Annotated in this window: 14 protein-coding genes; 11 read left to right on the top strand and 3 right to left on the bottom strand. The window is 71.4% G+C overall.

Translation table 11 applies throughout. The features are described from left to right. Positions 1-35 precede the first annotated feature (35 nt). The 6 genes from ACZ601_RS17800 to ACZ601_RS17775 all read left to right on the top strand — a co-directional run bounded on the left by ACZ601_RS17800 (position 36) and on the right by ACZ601_RS17775 (position 6,509). A complete protein-coding gene (locus ACZ601_RS17800; RefSeq protein WP_469538724.1) occupies positions 36-887 on the top strand; it encodes a Scr1 family TA system antitoxin-like transcriptional regulator in 852 nt (283 codons plus the stop codon). A gap of 12 nt (positions 888-899) precedes the next feature. Then, positions 900-1,088 (top strand): DUF397 domain-containing protein, encoded by a 189-nt coding sequence (locus tag ACZ601_RS17795; RefSeq protein ID WP_469538721.1) that lies wholly within the window; start codon positions 900-902, stop codon positions 1,086-1,088. A gap of 193 nt (positions 1,089-1,281) precedes the next feature. Beyond that, positions 1,282-1,599 (top strand): hypothetical protein, encoded by a 318-nt coding sequence (locus ACZ601_RS17790; RefSeq protein ID WP_469538719.1) that lies wholly within the window; start codon positions 1,282-1,284, stop codon positions 1,597-1,599. Then, positions 1,599-1,868, top strand: coding sequence for a hypothetical protein (locus ACZ601_RS17785; protein ID WP_469538717.1), 270 nt, complete (start codon positions 1,599-1,601; stop codon positions 1,866-1,868). Before ACZ601_RS17790 ends, ACZ601_RS17785 begins: the two co-directional genes overlap by 1 nt. A 137-nt stretch (positions 1,869-2,005) precedes the next feature. Continuing rightward, positions 2,006-5,704: a type I restriction endonuclease subunit R gene (locus ACZ601_RS17780; protein WP_469538714.1), complete on the top strand. Its 3,699-nt coding sequence runs from the start codon at positions 2,006-2,008 to the stop codon at positions 5,702-5,704. A 4-nt stretch (positions 5,705-5,708) separates the two neighbouring features. After that, entirely contained in the window at positions 5,709-6,509 is an 801-nt protein-coding gene (locus ACZ601_RS17775; protein ID WP_469538711.1) for a M48 family metallopeptidase, read from the top strand. A 32-nt stretch (positions 6,510-6,541) separates the two neighbouring features. On the opposite strand, the gene ACZ601_RS17770 is transcribed toward ACZ601_RS17775, so the two are convergent. Next, a complete protein-coding gene (locus ACZ601_RS17770) occupies positions 6,542-8,092 on the bottom strand; it encodes a substrate-binding domain-containing protein (protein WP_469538708.1) in 1,551 nt (516 codons plus the stop codon). 235 nt (positions 8,093-8,327) lie between these two features. On the opposite strand from ACZ601_RS17770, the gene ACZ601_RS17765 reads away from it, so the two are divergent. Beyond that, complete coding sequence (locus ACZ601_RS17765) at positions 8,328-9,203, top strand: glycoside hydrolase family 19 protein (RefSeq protein ID WP_469539490.1); 876 nt, start codon at positions 8,328-8,330, stop codon at positions 9,201-9,203. 317 nt (positions 9,204-9,520) lie between these two features. Then, positions 9,521-10,414, top strand: coding sequence for a glycoside hydrolase family 19 protein (locus ACZ601_RS17760; protein ID WP_440576072.1), 894 nt, complete (start codon positions 9,521-9,523; stop codon positions 10,412-10,414). Between the two features lie 36 nt (positions 10,415-10,450). Here the strand turns inward: ACZ601_RS17760 and ACZ601_RS17755 are convergent, their stop codons facing one another. Beyond that, positions 10,451-11,977, bottom strand: a complete 1,527-nt coding sequence (locus ACZ601_RS17755) for a helix-turn-helix domain-containing protein (RefSeq protein ID WP_469539488.1) — start codon at positions 11,975-11,977, stop codon at positions 10,451-10,453. A gap of 369 nt (positions 11,978-12,346) precedes the next feature. Between ACZ601_RS17755 and dnaN the strand changes: the two genes are divergently transcribed. Continuing rightward, a complete protein-coding gene (gene dnaN / locus ACZ601_RS17750; RefSeq protein ID WP_469539485.1) occupies positions 12,347-13,483 on the top strand; it encodes a DNA polymerase III subunit beta in 1,137 nt (378 codons plus the stop codon). Positions 13,484-13,510: 27 nt separating this feature from the next. Here dnaN and ACZ601_RS17745 read toward each other — a convergent pair whose 3' ends face one another. Then, positions 13,511-15,745, bottom strand: a complete 2,235-nt coding sequence (locus ACZ601_RS17745; RefSeq protein WP_469538705.1) for a serine/threonine-protein kinase — start codon at positions 15,743-15,745, stop codon at positions 13,511-13,513. A 266-nt stretch (positions 15,746-16,011) separates the two neighbouring features. Here ACZ601_RS17745 and ACZ601_RS17740 point away from each other — a divergent pair, with 266 nt between their 5' ends. Beyond that, the gene (locus ACZ601_RS17740) at positions 16,012-17,382 is read left to right on the top strand and encodes an aminotransferase class III-fold pyridoxal phosphate-dependent enzyme (RefSeq protein ID WP_469538702.1); all 1,371 of its coding nucleotides are present in this window, start codon (positions 16,012-16,014) and stop codon (positions 17,380-17,382) included. A 104-nt stretch (positions 17,383-17,486) separates the two neighbouring features. Then, positions 17,487-18,275, top strand: a complete 789-nt coding sequence (locus ACZ601_RS17735; RefSeq protein WP_469538699.1) for a GntR family transcriptional regulator — start codon at positions 17,487-17,489, stop codon at positions 18,273-18,275. Positions 18,276-18,277 lie beyond the last annotated feature (2 nt).

The raw sequence follows: 18,277 nt of genomic DNA, 5'->3' as shown, positions 1-18,277 counted from the left end.
GTATCTCGGTTCAGTAGCGGCAGAAAGGGAGGCTGATGGCCGTCAGGAAGCCGTCCACCGAACGGCAACGCCGCCTCGGCGTCGAGCTGCGCAGGATGCGCGAGCACATTGGGATGACGATCAACGAGGCCGCCACCCTCCATCGCACCGACCGCACCACGGTCAGCAACACCGAGTCCGCACGCTCCGGTGTCAGCAGTGACCGCGTCCGGGTCTGGGCGACGAACTACCGTTGCCCGGACGCGCACTATGTCGACGGCCTCGTCGCGATGGCCAGGGAGCGTGGGCCCAACTGGTGGGATGACTACCGGGGCTTGTTGCCCGCCGGCCTTCTGGACATCGCTGAGATGGAACACCATGCGGCGGTGTTGCTGTCGGCGCAGATCATGCATGTGCCGGGCATGCTCCAACTGCCCGACTACATGCGCGGGATCTTCGCGGAAGCGGTGCCGACCATGGACCCCGCGGATCTGGAGCGGCACATCGAGTTTCGCGTCAGGCGCTCCGCACTCCTCGATCGCTCCGACCCGCCGACGTGCGAATTCCTCGTTCACGAGTCAGCGTTGCGGATGCGGTTCGGTGATCGCAACGTGCTGCGTAGGCAGTTGGAGTTCTTGCTCGCGCAGACCGAGCGGTCCAACATCACGCTTCGTGTAGTGCCATTCGAGGCCGGAGGGTTCGCAAACGCGGGGAGCTCGACCTTGTACGCATGCGGCCCGGTTGCTGCACTGGACACGGTTCAGATCGATGTCCCCACCGGGGTGACCTTTCTTCACGCGGAGACTCACCTGGTGAACTACCGTGCGGCTCTTGATCGTATGCGCGAGCGCGCTATCGAGCCGGAGGGGTCCGTCGGGTTCATTCGGCGGCTGGTCAAGGGGATCTGAGAGTAGGAATCAGTGGAACGACAGTGGCGTAAGTCTTCCTTCTCCGCAGACACGGGGAGTTGTGTCGAGCTGGCTGAAGAGGGGGGAGACATCCTCGTGCGCGAGAGCGATGACCCCGAGGTGGTTGTCCGTACCTCGCGAAAGAAGCTGCGGGCGTTCCTTGCGGGCGCCAAGGCGGGGGAGTTTGACGACTTCGCGTAGGCGGGGGCGCCCCCATCGCGGCATATGCCAGTTCAGGCGGTTCGCGCAACATGTTGTCTCGCGCGACATGTTGGCTCTACTGTGGGTGTCGCATAGCTCACACGGTGTGTTGAAGGCCGGTGGGTTACGCAAAAGTGCCCCGGCGGTGTGCAACCACCCCGGGGCATGGCCAACGCCTCGAAGGAGCGTCAGCATGTTCCACCGTATCCGCACCCACCTGTCACGAACACTCGTGGACGTGGTTCTGCCCGTCCTGGCGCGCGTCCTGCGCGCCTTCCGCCTGCCCGACCCCGTAGCCTCCCCCGTAACTTTCACCGCACCCCAACCCCTTTACCCCCACAGCACCCTGCGCCTCGTCCGTCGTGCCCAGCCTCACCCCATCGACCCCGAACGCCGCGCCCGCCGCACCGCCCTGCGGCTCGCGCTCGACGGGTTCGTGGTCACCGCTGGGGCGGCGCAGGCGTACAGCACGGGCAGCCTCGTGCTCGCGACGACGAGGAGGGCGGCCTGATGAGCGGCTCGGAGCAGGTACGCGTCAGCCGGGTGCCAAGCAAGCCCGTGCGGCGGGAGGCGGACGGGTCGCTCGCCATCGACCTCTGGTTCCGTCGGGACGGTGCCTTCGAGGCGGACGCGGCACTGCGGCTGACGCCCGCCGAGGCCGAGACGCTGCACGCCCAGCTCTGCTGCGCGCTCGATGACGACACGGCCTCCCTCATCACCCGGGCCGCCAACCTCCCGGCCTGCCGGAAGACCACCCTCACCACCCGCCGTCAGGTCTGACGGCGGAAGTCCCCATCGCCAGGCCCCGCAACCTCCGCTGCGGGGCCTGGCCCGCATGCCCGAACCACCCCTGGCGCACAATGGACCCTCGCACGGGTTCACGAGTACGTCGGTCGGTACGCGGGGGAGGCACGGGGATGGCTGCCGAAAAGGTCGGGGGAACGACCGAGCAGGTCGAGGCGGAGTGGCCGTTGCTGGAGCACCTCAAGGCGATGGGGTGGCAGCACATCAAGGGCGCCCGGCTGGCGGCCGCAGGTGAGCGTGACGACTTCAGGGACGTACTGCTGGAGCGGCGGCTACGGGCAGCTGTGCGCCGGTGCTCCCCGTGGATGACGGATGACGCGCACGCCAACCCCGCCGTCCTCGCCCTGCGGGCCGCCGCACGCCACGTGTCGGCCCAGTCGCTGCCGCAGGCCAACCGTGACGCGACCGATCTGATCCTGGGCGGCATCCTGCAAGCCGGGCCGGACGACAAGGACGTCAAGACGCGGTTCATCGACTGGTCGTACGAGGCATTGGAGGGCAGCCGGGAAGAGCGATTGGTCCGCAACGACTATCTCGTCGTCGATCAGCTCCGGGTCTGCGACGCGGACGGCAAGCCGGCCGTGCTGGATCTCGTGCTCTTCGTCAACGGCATCCCGCTCGTCGTCATCGAGTGCAAGTCGCCGCACGTGCCGGACCCCCTCGGCAAGGCCATCCGCGATCTGCGCGCCTACACGGGCCGTCCCGTGGACGACGACACCCGCAGCGGGCCCGGAGCCCTGCGAGGCGTTCCGCACCTGTTCGCGCCCGCCCAGCTGCTGGTCGCCGCCGACGGGACGGACGCCGCGCTCGGCACGTACTCCTCCTCCGAGGAGCACTACGCCCTGTGGCGCAGCATCAGCCCGGACTACGCGAAGACGGAACACCTCCGGCAGGAGCTGCGCGGCTGGGGGCTGCTGGAGGCGAACGGGGCGCCCACGCTTCAGCAGCAGCTGACCGCGATCGTCCTCAGGCCCGGCAACATGCTCAACATCGTCCGGCATTACGTCTTCGAGAAGCCGCTCGATGACGACAAGAACACCTCCGGGACCAAGCTTCGGAGCCGTGCCGCACGCCAGCCCCGGACGGCGAAGGTGGTCTGCCGGCACCAGCAGTACCGTGCCACCGAGAAGATCGTCGACCGGCTCCGAAACCGGCGCAGCCGCCTCCTCACCGGTGGGGACCGCGACGAGCGCGGCGGGGTCGTCTGGCACACCCAGGGCGCGGGCAAGAGCTTCACCATGCAGTTCCTCGCCCGGCGGCTGCATGCCAGCCCGGACCCCGCCCTGAACCGCATCACGATCGTCGCCGTCACTGACCGCATCGACCTCCAGCGGCAGCTGCGCAAGGCCGTCGCGCTGAGCGATTCCGAGGTCCGCGAGGCGAAGTCCCGGACCGACCTGGAGAGCCTGCTGGGCCGGGCCGGACGCGACGGTGGACGTGCGGTCGTCTTCGCGACCATTCAGAAGTTCCTCGGGGATCTGGTCGGCGGCAAGGACGGGGCAGGTGACACCGCCGGCGGCGAGGAGCGCTCGCTGGACGGGGAGTTCGAGGCCGGCCGGGCGAAGGCCGCGGCGGGGCTGAGCGCGCAGGAGGTCGCCGATCCGACGCCGGACGAGGAGACCCTGCGCAAGGCCGCACGGATCTTCCCCGAGTGCAGCGACTCCGACCAGGTCCTCGTCCTGGTCGACGAGGCCCACCGCTCCCACACCTCCGTGCTCCACGCCTGCCTGCGCAAGGCCCTGCCCAACGCGGCACGGGTCGGCTTCACCGGCACCCCACTCATGGAGGGCAGGCTCACCGACACCGGGCGCATCTTCGGGCTGGAGCCGAGCACCACGCCAGGAGGAGAGCCGGAGTTCCTCGACACCTACCGGATGACGGAGGCCGAACGCGACAAGGTCGTCGTGCCGGTGCGCTACTCGGGCCGGGCGACCACTGCCGAGGTCCGCGACAGCGAGCACCTGGACGACTGCTTCGAGGACCTGATCGAGCCGCTGGAGGTCAGCGAAAGGGCCCGTGTCCGGGCGAAGTACAGCACCCCGTCCAAGCGGGCCGTGGCGGAGTCGCCACCGCTGATCTGGCGCAAGGCCGCCGACATGCTGGAGCACTATGTCTCCGGCCCGCTGACAGGCGGTTTCAAGGCCCAGGTGGCGGTGGTCAGCCGGAAGGCGGCGGTTCTCTACCGCAACGCTTTCCAGGAGGCGCGCACCGAACTGCTGAGGCGCGTAGCGGAGTTCGACGGGACCGGGCGGCGGGAAGCCCTGCGAGGGCGGCCGCCGGAGAGCTACACCCGCGAGGAATCGCTTCTCCTGCGCGCCTGGCAGTTCCAGGAACTGCTCCGGCGGATCGACTTCGTGCCCGTGATCTCGGCAGGCACGGAGCAGAAGGACGGGAGGTGGCGCGAGTGGACCGACGAGGACAACAGGCGCGATCACATCGCCCGGTTCCTCCAGCCGTTCCCCGAGCTGCCCCCCGACAACCCCTGGGCCTACACGCCCCCTGTCGAGCCCGACCCGGTTCCCGCCGGGGCCGTCGGCGGGATCAATCCGTGGAGCGACCTGGTCTGGGGTGAAGAGGCAGCCGACCCGCCGCCGATCGCTTTCCTCATCGTGAAGTCCATGCTGCTCACCGGTTTCGACGCGCCCATCGAGCAGGCGCTCTACCTGGACCGTCCGATCCGCGATGCCGAACTGCTCCAGGCAATCGCGCGCGTCAACCGGCCGGCCCGGCGCAAGACGGAGGGGCTGGTGGTCGACTACTACGGCGTACTGAACAACCTCGCCGTGACCCTGGCCGCCTATCAGGGCAATCCGCGCGCCCTCGATTCGCTGCGTGACATGTCGGAGGAACTGCCGGAGCTCGGCCGGACGGCCGGCGAATTCCGTACGTTCCTTGCGGCAGAGGGAATCGACGCGACGGGCCTCACCACCCGAGCGGGACTCGCCGCGGCCGTGCTCGCCCTCGCGGACCCCGCACGGCGGGCCGACTTCGACCAGAAGATCGGCGAGTTCCTGGGGGCGGTGGACCGCGTGCTGCCGCACGAGGACGCCCTGGAGTTCATGCCCGACGCGCGCGCGTGGAGCGTGCTCCAGATGCGCGTGCGCCGCCACTACCGCGACGACACCGGCGGCGGCTTCGCGATGCGGGGCTACGGCCGTAAGGTGCGGGCGCTGATCGCCGACCACCTTGAGGCGTACGAGGTGAACGAGGCCGTGCCGCCCGTGTCGATCCTCGCGCCCGACTTCGACGAGGTGGTCAGCAGGCTGCCGGTGCGCGAGGCGGCGGCCGAACAGATCCAGGGGCTGCGCTACCACCTGGAGGAGCGGCAGGCGGTGGAGGACCGGGCGGTGTACCGGCAGCTGTCCGTGGAGCTGGAGCGGGTCCTGGAGGAGTTCGCGGGACGCTGGGAGGACATCGTCCGCGAGCTGGGACCGTTGGTCGAGCGGGCAGTCCAGGCGGAAGAGGCCGATCCGGCCGTTGCCGATCTCACCCCCATGGAGCAGCGGCTCTACGTCCTCATCGGCGAGAAGCTGACGGAGAGCGAGCTGCTGGATACCGCGGAGCCGCAGGAGCTGCGCCGGGTCGTGGCCGAGGTGTACGACGAGATCACGAACCGGGTGAGCCTGGCCTCCTTCGGCGGTGAGGCCAGGCATGTGGCGAATCTGGAGGCGTGCCTCTACGTGCGTCTCCGCGACGCGGGGTACCGCCTGCGGGGCGAGGGGCGCCAGGAAGTGAACCGGCTCGCCTCGACACTCGCAGGCTATGCGGCACAACACCTGGAAGCGTTCAGGTCAGAAACGCGGCGAGAATAGGCCTGTGTCGTCTCCGCGTCCCGATCCCGTGTCCGTCCTCGGTGAGCCCGAGCTCACCGAGGACGGGGTGCTGGTCGTCGACGGGCGGGAACTGGGCGTACGGATCAGTGCTCGCCGTCGGCGCCTCGGCCTGACTGTCGAGCGGGACAGATCGCTCACGCTTCACGTGCCCAAGGGGTGCGAAGTCCGGCGGGCTGAGGACTTCGTACGATCCAGCGCGGGCTGGATCGCCGCCAAGGCACGTCTCAGCGAGGAACGCCGGCAGCTCCACCCCACCCGGTCCCTCAGGGACGGCGAAATTCACCGGTACCTGGGGCGGGACTACCGCATCCTCGTCGTTGACGGAGCGCTGGACGAAGGCCGCCCGGTCCCCGCTGTCCGTCTTGTCGCGGGGAGGCTGAGGCTGGACAGCGCGGTCGCGGCGGACCCGGTTCTCGGACGTAAGGCGCTGGCCGACTGGTACAGCCGGGCGGGGCAGCGCTGGATGCAGGGGCGTCTGCAACCCTGGGCGGCCCGGATGGATCTGCCCGAGCCCACGGTACGGGTGAGGGATCTGGGGCATCGCTGGGGCAGCTACCGGGCGGGTACGAGCGGCGACGGGACGATTTCGCTGCACTGGGCGGTCTTCCAGCTCCCGATGCATCTCGTCGACTACGTGGTGGCCCACGAACTGGCCCATGTCCGGGTGCCGGGGCACGGTCCCGAGTACTGGCGCCTCCTGGGAAGGGCGCTGCCGGAATGCCGGCGTCTGAAGACCGAACTGGATGAGCTGGGTCGCCGCGTATGGATGGGAGACCTTGCCTGACCCGGTCCTCCGGCATAAGTCAGCGGAGTCGCTCACTCCTCCCCGCAGATCCGCAGCCCCTGGGGCGTCGCGCACGGCAGGTGGCCGTGGGTGCGGATGACGTCCTGGCCGCTGCCCCGGCTGAGGTAGGCCAGGAAGCTGGAGGCCAGTGAGTCGGCGGGCGGGCTGCCGTAGGTGTACGCGTACTCGATCTCCCGGTACGGGTAGCCGCTGCTGGCGATCGTGTCGGCGGACGGGGTGTCGCCGTCGATGGCGACCGGGTGCGCCCCGGCGGGCTTGGCGCCGGAGCGCAGTTCGCTGTAGCCGATCGCGCCGGGGAGCCGGCCGACCGTGGCCAGGACCTGTTCGGTGGAGTCGAGTTCGCAGCGGATGACGGGGGCCTGCGGGTCGTCCTTCGTGGTGCAGTCGCGGGAGGACTGGGCGGGCTCGTTGCGGCCCAGGACGCGGCGCTGGAACACCTCGCGGGTACCGGAGTTGGCGTCCCTGCTGACCAGCAGCACGGGGAGGTCGGGGCCGCCCAGCTCCCGCCAGTCGCGGATGTCGCCCCGGTAGATCCGGCGGATGTCGTCGCCGGTCAGGTTCCTCAGCGGGACCCGGTCGTTGAGGATCAGGCGGAAGAGCGAGACGGCGACGCGGTTCTCGCGCAGTTGCGGGAAGCCGCTCGGCCCCGGCCCGTCGGAGAAGGCCACCAGGGCGGGCGAACCGGCTTTCGCTGAGCCGGACTTCCCGTCCGCCGCGCCCCGTTCGGCCAGTTCGCGTATCCCGGCGGTGCTGCCGTGCGCGTCCACGGTGACGGTGGCGCCCTCGCACGCCTCGCCGTACTTCGCCGCCAGCTCCCGCAGCGCTGGGGCGAAGGCGGTGGAGCCGGTCAGGGTCAGCTCGCCGCGGGCGCAGCCGATGGGCGGCGGGGTGTCGTCCCGCACCAGGATGATGGCGGCCAGCGTGACGACGCAGACGGTCAGCGCGACGGTGATGAACCGGGCGGCCCGGCCGAACATCGGGGGCTTCTCGTCGGGGCGGGCCGCCTTGTTCGGCGTCACCTCGCCGTCCCGGATGCCGCCGGTGACCCGGATCGGGGAGCCCACCCGGGAGCCGGTCAGCAGGACCAGCAGCTTGAAGTGCTCGCCCCGGTTGAGCGGTACGCGCGGCAGCCGGATCAGCGAACCGCTCTCGCGCAGCCCGGCGGACGGGGTGAAGTGGTCCATGAGGTGGTCGGCGCCCGGGGAGTGGGTGACGGCGATGCCGCGGACCCGGCGTTCGGTGAACTCGACCACCAGGCCGTGCAGTTGTTCGTCCGGACCGGTGTAGTCGCCGCGGGCGATGGACTGCGATCCGTCGTTCTCGACGCGCAGCAGGACGAGCGTCGCGTCGGACATGTCCGGGGTCTCGTCGAAGAGCCCGAGCCGGACGTTGGCCCGGCCCTGGCCCGCGTCGCTGCCGATCGGGGTGTCCATCTGCACCCGGTAGCCGATGCGTTTGCGGCGGGGCACCCGGCGCTCGTACCAGAGCACACCGATGGAGGCGAGGACGCCCAGCACGGCGGTCGCCACGGCCACGACGTTCTCGGCGCTGAGCCACTCCATGCTCCGGGCCTCCTGCCTGCCGGACGCCTGTACGGGTTCGGGTGCGCGTCACCGTAGGGGTGCCGACGGGCGGACGGCTGGCCGATGCGTGACCAACAGGCGTCCACGGCGAAGCGATTGGCCCGAACCTTGACAGGTCCAGACCAATCGGGGTTGGGTGTCGGGATGTCCGGACGGCCCGTCCGCTGAGGTCTGCGGCGTGCCACGCCCCGTCCTCTCGAAGGAGTGAGCAGCGCTGAACCGCATCAAGAGCGTCCTGACCGTCCTGAGTGCCGTCATCGCGACGGCGGCCTTCCTCCCCGCCGCCGCAAGCGCGGCACCCGCAGAGGCGGAGCGGTGCGCGCCGCTCTGGAGCTCCTCGACCGCCTACACGGCCGGCGGCACCGTCTCGCACCACGGCCGCAACTGGACGGCCAAGTGGTGGACACAGAACGAGAATCCGGGCGCCACCACCGTCTGGTCCGACGCCGGGGCCTGTACGGGGGGAGTCTCCGACTTCGCCATCAGCGAGGCGGAGTTCGACCGGATCTTCCCGGACCGCGACCCCTTCTACACGTACCAGGGGCTGATCGACGCCCTGCACGCCTACCCGCGCTTCGCGAACACCGGGACCGAGGCGATGCGGAGCCGGGAGGCGGCGGCGTTCCTGACCCACGCCGACTTCGAGTCGGTCGGGCTCCAGTACGTGAAGGAGATCAACGAGGCCAACTACTGGATCAAGTGCGACTACAGCCAGCCCTTCGGCTGCCCGGCCGGTCAGTCCGCGTACTACGGGCGCGGCCCGATCATGTTCAGCTGGAACTTCAACTACAAGGCCGCCGGTGACGCCCTCGGCCTCGACCTGCTGAACAATCCGTGGCTGGTCGAGCAGGACCCGTCGGTCGCCTGGCAGACCGCGCTCTGGTACTGGAACACGCAGAACGGCCCCGGCACCATGACCTCGCACGAGGCCATGGTGGGCGGCGCCGGATTCGGCGAGACGATCCGCTCGCTCAACGGCGCGCTGGAGTGCGACGGCGGCAACCCCGATTCGGTGCGGGCGCGGGTCGCCGGTTACGAGCGGATCACCGGGATCATCGGGACCGATCCCGGCTCCGGGCTGACGTGCTGATGGCCAATCAGGTGAAGTCTGGCTGACCGGTCGGACAGTAGAGTGTCCCGCATGCTGGACGGGCCCGAAGGTTTTTTACCTTCGGGCCCGTCGCCGTCTCGGGGCCGGGTACGGAGTGACTGCCTCCGGAATCGGCGCTGTTGGGGACATGTATCGCGTGGATGTCCGGCGGCCGGGGCGGGTGGCGGCCTCGGAATGGGAAGGTTTCCTCCCGATGGTCTAGACCTTGACAGGTCCAGACCAGAGCGCTTGAGTGTCGGCACCCCCCATGGCGGCGCACCGATGAGCTCGGTGCGCCGCACCGAAGGAGTGTTCACATGATCAGACGCATCATGGGCCTGCTCACCGCGCTGGGCGCGGTCGTCGCGACGCTTGTCATCCTCCCCGCCACCACCGCGTCGGCAGCGGACTGCGCGGCAGCCTGGAACTCCTCGTCCGTCTACACGGGCGGCGGCTCCGCCTCGTACAACGGGCACAACTGGACCGCCAAGTGGTGGACCCAGAACGAGACGCCGGGCAGCTCCGACGTCTGGGCGGACGCGGGCAGTTGTGGCGGCGGCGGCACCGACCCGGGCGACCCGGGTTCGTCCGCGGACTTCATCGTCAGCGAGGCCCAGTTCAACCAGATGTTCCCGGGCCGCAACCCCTTCTACACGTACAGCGGGCTGACCGCCGCGCTGGACGCCTACCCCGGCTTCGCCAACACCGGCAGCGACACGGTGAAGAAGCAGGAGGCGGCGGCGTTCCTCGCCAACGTCAGCCACGAGACCGGCGGTCTGGTGTACGTGGTCGAGCAGAACACGGCCAACTACCCCCACTACTGCGACACCAGCCAGTCCTACGGCTGCCCGGCCGGCACGGCCGCGTACTACGGGCGCGGCCCGATCCAGCTCAGCTGGAACTTCAACTACAAGGCCGCCGGTGACGCCCTCGGCATCGACCTGCTGGGCAACCCCTACCTGGTCGAGCAGGACGCGGCCGTGGCCTGGAAGACCGGTCTCTGGTACTGGAACACCCAGAACGGCCCCGGCACCATGACCGCCCACAACGCCATGGTGAACGGCGCCGGTTTCGGTGAGACGATCCGCTCCATCAACGGCTCCATCGAGTGCAACGGCGGCAACCCCGCCCAGGTGCAGAGCCGGATCGACAAGTACCAGGCCTTCGTTTCGATCCTCGGCACCACGCCCGGATCCAACCTGAGCTGCTGACGCGCGGGCTCCCGTGGACGGGGGGCACCGGCGGCCTCATGGCCGCGGGTGCCCCCCGTCCGGCTGTCCGCCCCCGCTGAGGTCCAGCGCCCGGAACGCCAGCCACAGGTCGTAGCGGGCGCTCGGCGTCCGCAGGAGCGAGCGCCGCAGTACGGTCTCCAGCCGGGTGAGACGCTTGCGCACCGCCGGTACGGAGATGGACAACGTCGCTGCCGTCGCGCCGAGTTGGGCCTCGCACTCCAGCCAGGTGCGCAGAGTGGTGTACGGGTCGGCTGTGCGGCCCACCGCACCGGGGGCGCCGAGCGGGCGCAGCTCCTGGGCCGCCCAGGCACGGACCGCCGGGGTACGCAGGATCTCGTCCAGCGAGGGGGCGGGGGGCTGTGGGGCGGGGGTCTGTGGGGCGGGCCGACGCGTCTCCCCGGCCGGGCGGTCCGGCCTGGGCAGGGTGGGGGTGGCGCGGACAGCCAGGGCCAGATCGAGCGCGGACTGGTCGGCGACCCGGTCCAGATCCAGGCCCAGCAGCTCACCGATCAGCCGCAGCCGGGCGGCCAGGGTGTTGCGGTGGATCTTCAGGTGCGCGGTCGCGTGCGAGGAGAACGCGAGCCAGGACGCCAGGGTCGCCGCGAGCTCCTGACTGCCCGGGTCCTGGCCGCGCCTCGGGAGGTGGCCGAGGAGCGGCGCCAGCAAGGCGTCGGCCCACCGTGCACCCTCGGCGCCGACCACCAGCGCGGGCTCCGGCGCCGAGCCGAATCCCGCGTGCCGGCCGGGCAGCCCGCGCGCGACGGCCAGCGCGTGGAACGCCTGGCGGTAGGCGGTCGCCGTGTCGGACAGCGGTACGTCCTCGCTGATGCCCACCACGCAGTCGTCCACCACCGCGGCCACCTCCGGGCCGAGCCGCCCGTCCGGCGGTTCCGGTCCGGCCGGCGCGATGAGGATCAGATGGCGCGCGTACACCGGGCACCGCACGATCCAGGACCGGCCGCCGGAGAGGTCCGTACAGATCCGGGCCACCTCGTTCCTGCTGTCGCCGGGGCACTCGACGACGCAGACCCGGACCGGGTCGGGCAGGGCGGGTTTCAGCGCGCCGGCCACCTGGTGCGCGATCGACAGCTGGCCGGTCATGAGCAGGTGCAGTACGGCCTCGCGGCCGCGCGACTCGGCCAGATCGACCCGGCGCCGCCTGCGCTCGACGGTCTCGGCCGCCCAGCACATGGAGAGCGGCAGGGCCGCGTCGGACAGGAGCACCGCCAGCCGCTCCGGCAGCGGTCGGCGGGCGATCACGGCGAGAACCGGTGCGGCGCTGTCCGCCGGCCCGTCCAGGGCGAACATCAACGCGGTGTGCCCACCCCGGTCGAAGGCGAGGGAGCGGGCGCCGAGCGCCGTCAGCTCCCGTACCCCCTCGGCCGCGGTCGCGGCCGATCCGGCGCTCGCCGCGTCCGGGTCCCGGGCGACGCCGTACAGCACGGTCCCGTCGCCGCCGAGCAGCCCCGCCCAGCCGTCGGCCCGGCCGGACAGCCAGCGCAGCAGCTCCCGTGAGCCACCGGCACGGGCGAGTCCGTGCATCCGTATGACGTCGTCGGCGCGACTCCGCGCGTGCACACCGCCCCCTGCTCCTGCCCTGTTCCCACCCGGTCCTGCGCTGCTCCTGCCGAAAACCGGAGCGCAGAGTACCGGTTTGGCTGTGCGAACTGATACCCCTCACCGGCCACACAGTGCGAACCGAATCTTTACCGCCCCCTACCCCGCGGCCTAAAGTCCGAACGCGGTTGCGGGCCTTTCGGGGGAGAGGCACGGGGGACGACGGCAGCGGCTCACGGGGGTGGCCGCTGCCGTCGGCGCAGCCGCCCTTCCCGCCGAGAGCCGCGTTGTCAGTGGTGCCCCTTAGCGTCGGAACCAGAGATGGCCGTCGGCGCACGAGGAGAGGTCACCACCATGGAGTTCCGGATCGAGCGCGGCGTACTGGCCGACACTGTCAGCTGGGCGGCCCGGGTGCTGCCCACGAGGTCACCCGTTCCCGTGCTGGGCGGTCTGCTGCTGGAGGCGGCGGACGGCCGGCTGTGCGTCTCCGGGCTCGACTACGAGGCGTCCGCCCGGATCGAGGTGGACGCCGAGATCCTGCGGCCCGGCAAGGTGCTCGTGATGGGCCGCCGGCTGCTGGACGTGTGCCGGGTGCTGCCCGAGGGCGCGGTGGAGTGCGCGGTGGAGGGTTCCCGCTTCACGGTCACGGGCAGCGGCGCCGGATTCGGCCTGTCGGTGCTGCCGCTCGACGACTACCCTTCGCTGCCGCCGCTGCCGGAGGTCCTCGGCGCGGTGGACAGCGCGGAGTTCGCGGCGGCCGTCGCGGATGTGACGGTGGCGGCGGGCCGGGACGACACCCTGCCGACGCTCACCGGGATCCGGCTGGGGCTGGACGGCGACCGGATGACCCTGGCGGCGACGGACCGCTACCGCTTCGCGGTCCGCACCCTCGGCTGGAAGCCCGAAGCCGCGGACGCCTCCGCCGATGTCGTGGTCTCGGCCCGCCGGCTCACCGAGATCGCCCGCTCCTTCGGCCGCGCGGGCATGGTGAGCCTCGCGCTGGACAACGGCTCCGCCGGGTTCGAACTGGCCGGGATGCGCACCACGGTCCGGCTCCTGGACGGCCGACTGCCGCGCCACGACAAGCTGTTCGCGATGGGGGACCCGGTCACGGCGGTCACGGAGCGCGAGCCCCTGGCAGAGGCGGTGAAGCGGGTCTCGGTGGTGGCGGACAACGACAGCCCGCTCCAGTTCGCCTTCCAGGGCGACTCGGTGCTGCTCCAGGCCGGTTACGAGGACGACGTGGCGTCCCAGCGGCTGCCCGCCGCGCTCGCGGGAGTGGAGGAGATGGTGGTCGCCTTCAACCCGTCCTACCTGATGGACGCGCTGGCCTCGTTCGACGCACCGGTCGTCCGGTTCCGGCTGATGGGCCCGGGGCAGCGCGCCATGCTCACCGGACACGACACCCAGGAGGACGCGCTGGACACGGCGGAAGGGGCGTCGCCGCCCGCGCACCAGCATCTGCTGATGTCGGTCAGGCCGTTGGTCTGAGGGCCGGTTCCGCCTCGGCTTCGGGTCTCAGCCGGACTTCGTGTACGTGAGGGTCTCGCCCGTGTCCGTGTTCTCGCGGCTCAGGGTGCCGTCCGGGAGCAGGGTGAGCGTGGTCGGGCCGCCCGGTGTGCAGGACGACATCGGCTCGCCGAGCGTCACCTTGGAGGGGCCGATCCGGAGCGGGGCCTCACCGGTGACGACGTCCGTCAGTTCCGCCTGGAAGACGCAGCGGTAGGTGCCGCCGGTGTCGGTCGGGCCCTCCGCGGTCAGGCTGAGGACGGTGTCACCGACCCCGCCCTGCTGGATGACGAGTTGGCGGGTGGAGTGGCCGACGGCGTTGTCGATGCCGGTGGACCAGGTGCCCAGATACCCGTCGGGGATGCCGTCCTCGTCGCCGTTCCCCCCGTCGTCGGTGGGGGAAGGGTCCTGGCTGCCCTCGGGGGAACCGGAGTTGGCCCCGGAGGAGCCCTTCGCGGGAGAAGGCGTGCTGGAGTGCTTCGGGGCGGCCTTGGCGTCGCCGCTGTCGCTCATCAGCGCGTAGACGGAGCCGCCGGCCCCTATCGCGACGAGCACCGCGATCGCCACGAGAGCGATGGTCGAGCCGGTCCGCCGACGGGCCGGCCCGTCGGCGGGCGGCTGGGTGCCGTGGGGATACCGGGGGTCGTACGGGGGCGTGGCGCCGGAATCGGGCTGCTGCGGATAGCCGTACGCCTGGGCCTGGTTCTGGTTTTGGCTCGGGTTCTGCTGGTGCGGGTAGCCGTACGCCTGGGCCTGGTTCTGGTTTTGGCTCGGGTTCTGCTGCTGCGGGTAGCCGTACGCCTGGTTCTGGGCGGGGGCCGGCTGCTGGGGGTATCCGTATGCCTGGCCCTGTCCGGGGTCGGATTGCTGCGGATAGCCGTATCCCGGGGCGGGAGTCGCTCCGTACCCCGGCGGGGGAGTCGCTCCGTACCCCGGAGCCGGGGGCGCCGTCGGATACGCGGCCGGGTACGGCTGGGCGGGCTGCGGCGGGCCGGCCACGGTGGGCGGTATCGGGGCCGGGGGCGGCGTCTCCTGCGGGACGGCGCTCTGCGGGACGGGGCCCTGTGGGACGGCGGTCTGCGGGGCCGCGTCCTGCGGGCTCTCCGGGCGCGCACCGGGCGCCGCGTCCGCACGGGTCTCCGCCTCGGCCGCTTCGGCCGCTTCGGCCGCTTCCGCCGCCCTCCCCGGCTCCTCCTGCCCCGTGGGCTCCACCGCGCCCGCCGCGCCCGCCGCGCCCGCCGCGCCCGCCGCGCCCGTCGCGCCCGTCGCGCCCGTCGTGTCCGCCGCGTCCGTCGCGTCCGTCGCGTCTTCAGGGTCTTCCGAGTCGAGCAGTTCCACGGCGTGCCGGCCGAGTTGGGCGATGAGCGCGCCCGGGAGCCAGGGTTCCGGGGTGTCGTCCTCGGCCAGCCGGTCCAATATCTCGTCGGGCGTCGGTCTGGCCGCCGGGTCCTTGCGCAGGCAGTCCCGGATCAGCTCCACCAGGTCCACCGGCACCCCGGTCAGGTCCGGGTCCTCCTGCGCGATCCGGAACAGCATCGCGTGCACCCCGCTGGCCGAGTCACCGAACGGGAGCCGCCCGGTCGACGCGTACGCCAGCACCGAGCCCAGACAGAACACGTCGCACGCCGTCGTCACCGGCTCGCCCCGCACCTGCTCCGGCGACATGAAGCCGGGGGAGCCGACCAGCGCCCCGGTGCGGGTGAGACCGCCGTCGGTGACGGTGTCGAGGGCCCGTGCGATGCCGAAGTCGATGACCCGGGGCCCGTCGATCGTCAGCAGGATGTTGGACGGCTTGAGGTCGCGGTGGATGAGCCCGGCGGTGTGGATGGCCCGCAGGGCGTGCGCGAGACCGTTGCCCAGGATGTGGACCGAGCGCTCCGGCAGTGGCCCGAACGCGCCGGGGGCGGGGCCCGCCGAGATGATCGTGCGGCCGGAGACGGTGGTCTGGAGGGACGGGCCCGCGACGTAGCCGGTGGCCACCCAGGGCACATTGGCGTCGGTGTCGGCGTCCAGCACGGGGGCGGTCCAGCTGGAGCCGAGGCGGCGAGCGGCCATCACCTCCCGGCGGAACCGGTCGCGGAACTCCTGCTGCTCGGCGAGCTCCTCGCGTACGAGCTTGATCGCGACGGTGCGCCCACGGTCCGAGCGGGCCAGATAGACCTGCCCCATGCCGCCCGCGCCGAGCCTGCCCAGCAGTCGGTAGGCGCCGATGCGTTGCGGATCTACGGAGCCGAGCTTTTCCATGGTGTGCAGTCCTCCCCCGTACGGCCACACGCCGAACGGGTCGAGAATAGCCGCGCGGTGGTGCCCCGGCGGGGGGTGGTGGCCGGTCCGTGCCCGGAGTCAGGGCCTTTCGCCCGGATCAGGACGGGCTGTGCACCGCGTCCATGGACCGAAGACCCCGGGGCCCTTCGCCGCACGGCGACCCGACACCCTGCCGAACCACCCGCCCCCCTCCATATACAAGGTGGCCATACCGGGCCGTGCCCGACGATGCCTACGCTCGCCGTATGACCCCTCATCCCCGTCATGCCGCCGCTGACCCCGCCGCCGGCGCGGCCGTGAAGGCCGCCGACCGCGCGCACGTGTTCCACTCCTGGTCCGCCCAGGGCCTGATCGACCCGCTCGCCGTCGCCGGCGCCGAGGGGGCGTACTTCTGGGACTACGACGGCAACCGCTACCTGGACTTCACCAGCGGTCTCGTCTACACCAACATCGGCTACCAGCACCCCACCGTCGTCGCCGCGATCCAGGAGCAGGCGGGGCGGATGACGACCTTCGCGCCCGCCTTCGCGATCGAGTCGCGCTCGGAGGCGGCCCGCCTGATCGCGGAGCGCACACCGGGCGACCTGGACAAGATCTTCTTCACCAACGGCGGTGCGGAGGCCGTAGAGAACGCCGTCCGGATGGCCCGGCTGCACACCGGCCGCACCAAGGTGCTCTCCGCCTACCGCTCGTACCACGGCGCCACCTCCACCGCGATCAACCTGACCGGCGACCCGCGCCGCTGGGCGTCGGACAACGGCTCCGCCGGCGTCGTCCGGTTCTGGGCCCCGTTCCTCTACCGCTCGCCGTTCTACGCGCAGACAGAGGCGGAGGAGTGCGCCCGCGCACTCCAGCACCTGGAGGACACCCTCGCCTACGAGGGCCCCTCGACCATCGCCGCGATCATCCTGGAGACCATCCCGGGCACGGCCGGCATCATGACCCCGCCGCCGGGCTACCTCGCCGGTGTCCGCGAGATCTGCGACCGGTACGGGATCGTCTTCGTCCTCGACGAGGTGATGGCGGGCTTCGGGCGCACCGGCAAGTGGTTCGCCGCCGACCACTTCGACGTCACCCCCGACCTGATGACCTTCGCCAAGGGCGTCAACTCCGGTTACGTACCGCTCGGCGGCGTCGCCATCTCCGCCGAGATCGCCGCCACCTTCGACACCCGCCCCTACCCGGGCGGGCTGACCTACTCCGGTCACCCGCTGGCCTGCGCGGCGGCCGTCGCCACCATCCACGTGATGGAGGACGAGAAGGTCATCGAGAACGCCGCCCACATCGGGGAGACGGTCCTCGGCCCCGGTCTGCGCGAGCTCGCCGCCAACCACCCCTGCGTCGGTGAGGTCCGCGGACTCGGCGCGTTCTGGGCGCTGGAGCTGGTCCGCGACAAGGAGACCCGCGAGCCGCTCGTCCCGTACAACGCGACCGGCGCCGCCAACGCCCCGATGGCGGCCTTCGGGGCGGCGGCCAAGAAGCACGGCCTGTGGCCCTTCATCAACATGAACCGCACCCATGCCGTGCCGGCCTGCAACGTCACGGAGACCGAGGCCAAGGAGGGCCTGGCGGCACTGGACGCCGCGCTGGAGGTGGCCGACGGGTACACCGCGTAGCACCACCGCCCGCGCGCAGCGCCTCTCCCCCCGTCCCCTCCCCACCGGCCCGGCCGGCGGGCTCGGTCTAAGGTGGCCGAAACCGAAACAGGGGAGGGGCGCTCATGCGCGCGAGCGGAGCTGTCACCCGCAGTACGCTGCGGCAGCAGATCGCGGACGCGCTGCGTGACGAGGTGCTCTCGGGGCGTCTTCAGCCGGGCCGGGAATTCACCGTCAAGCAGATCGCGGAGCAGTACGGCGTCTCCGCGACGCCCGTCCGCGAAGCGCTGTTCGACCTCTCCGCGCAGGGCCTGCTCGAATCGGATCAGCACCGCGGATTCAGGGTGCACCAGTTCTCCGTCGCGGACTACCGGGCGATGGTGGAGGCCCGCGCCCTGGTCATGGACGGGGTGATCCGGGGCGTCTTCCGCGAGCAGCCCCCGTCCCCGGAACGGCAGGCCAGGTACCGGGAGGCGCTCGTCTCGGTGCGCCGCCGGGCCGAGGAGGCCGCCCGCGCGGCCCGCGCCGGTGACCTGGACATCCTGATCGGCTACGACCTGCGGTTCTGGCGGGAGCTGGGCGCGCTCGCCGGCAACGCGTACATCGGTGACTTCCTGCACCGGCTGCGCGTCCAGGCCTGGGTGTTCGCCGTCCCGTACCTGCGCGGCGACGCGGACGTACGGGACTGGCTCTGGCAGGGGCACTCCGACCTCGTCGCCGCGGTCACCCTCCGGGACCGCGAGGCGCTGCGCGCGGTGGTCGACCACTACAACGGCCACGCGCTGAACTGGGCGGACCGGCTGGCGGCCGGGGACCCGGACCACCTCGGGACCGGTGACCCGGCCCGCCCCGACCACGCACCGCGGCCGCCCGGGGCGGAAGAGGACCCGGATCCGGCGGTGCCGGAGGCCTGAGC

Source organism: Streptomyces sp. NPDC104307 (assembly GCF_055584045.1).
This window is presented reverse-complemented; position numbering and strand designations above follow the sequence as displayed.

Coding starts and splice junctions, on each gene's coding strand:
- ACZ601_RS17800 (WP_469538724.1), top strand. CDS start 36: ATGGCCGTCAGGAAGCCGTCCACCGAACGGCAACGCCGCCTCGGCGTC.
- ACZ601_RS17760 (WP_440576072.1), top strand. CDS start 9,521: ATGATCAGACGCATCATGGGCCTGCTCACCGCGCTGGGCGCGGTCGTC.
- ACZ601_RS17790 (WP_469538719.1), top strand. CDS start 1,282: ATGTTCCACCGTATCCGCACCCACCTGTCACGAACACTCGTGGACGTG.
- ACZ601_RS17745 (WP_469538705.1), bottom strand. CDS start 15,745: ATGGAAAAGCTCGGCTCCGTAGATCCGCAACGCATCGGCGCCTACCGA.
- ACZ601_RS17770 (WP_469538708.1), bottom strand. CDS start 8,092: ATGGAGTGGCTCAGCGCCGAGAACGTCGTGGCCGTGGCGACCGCCGTG.
- ACZ601_RS17735 (WP_469538699.1), top strand. CDS start 17,487: ATGCGCGCGAGCGGAGCTGTCACCCGCAGTACGCTGCGGCAGCAGATC.
- ACZ601_RS17785 (WP_469538717.1), top strand. CDS start 1,599: ATGAGCGGCTCGGAGCAGGTACGCGTCAGCCGGGTGCCAAGCAAGCCC.
- ACZ601_RS17740 (WP_469538702.1), top strand. CDS start 16,012: ATGACCCCTCATCCCCGTCATGCCGCCGCTGACCCCGCCGCCGGCGCG.
- ACZ601_RS17755 (WP_469539488.1), bottom strand. CDS start 11,977: ATGCACGGACTCGCCCGTGCCGGTGGCTCACGGGAGCTGCTGCGCTGG.
- dnaN (WP_469539485.1), top strand. CDS start 12,347: ATGGAGTTCCGGATCGAGCGCGGCGTACTGGCCGACACTGTCAGCTGG.
- ACZ601_RS17780 (WP_469538714.1), top strand. CDS start 2,006: ATGGCTGCCGAAAAGGTCGGGGGAACGACCGAGCAGGTCGAGGCGGAG.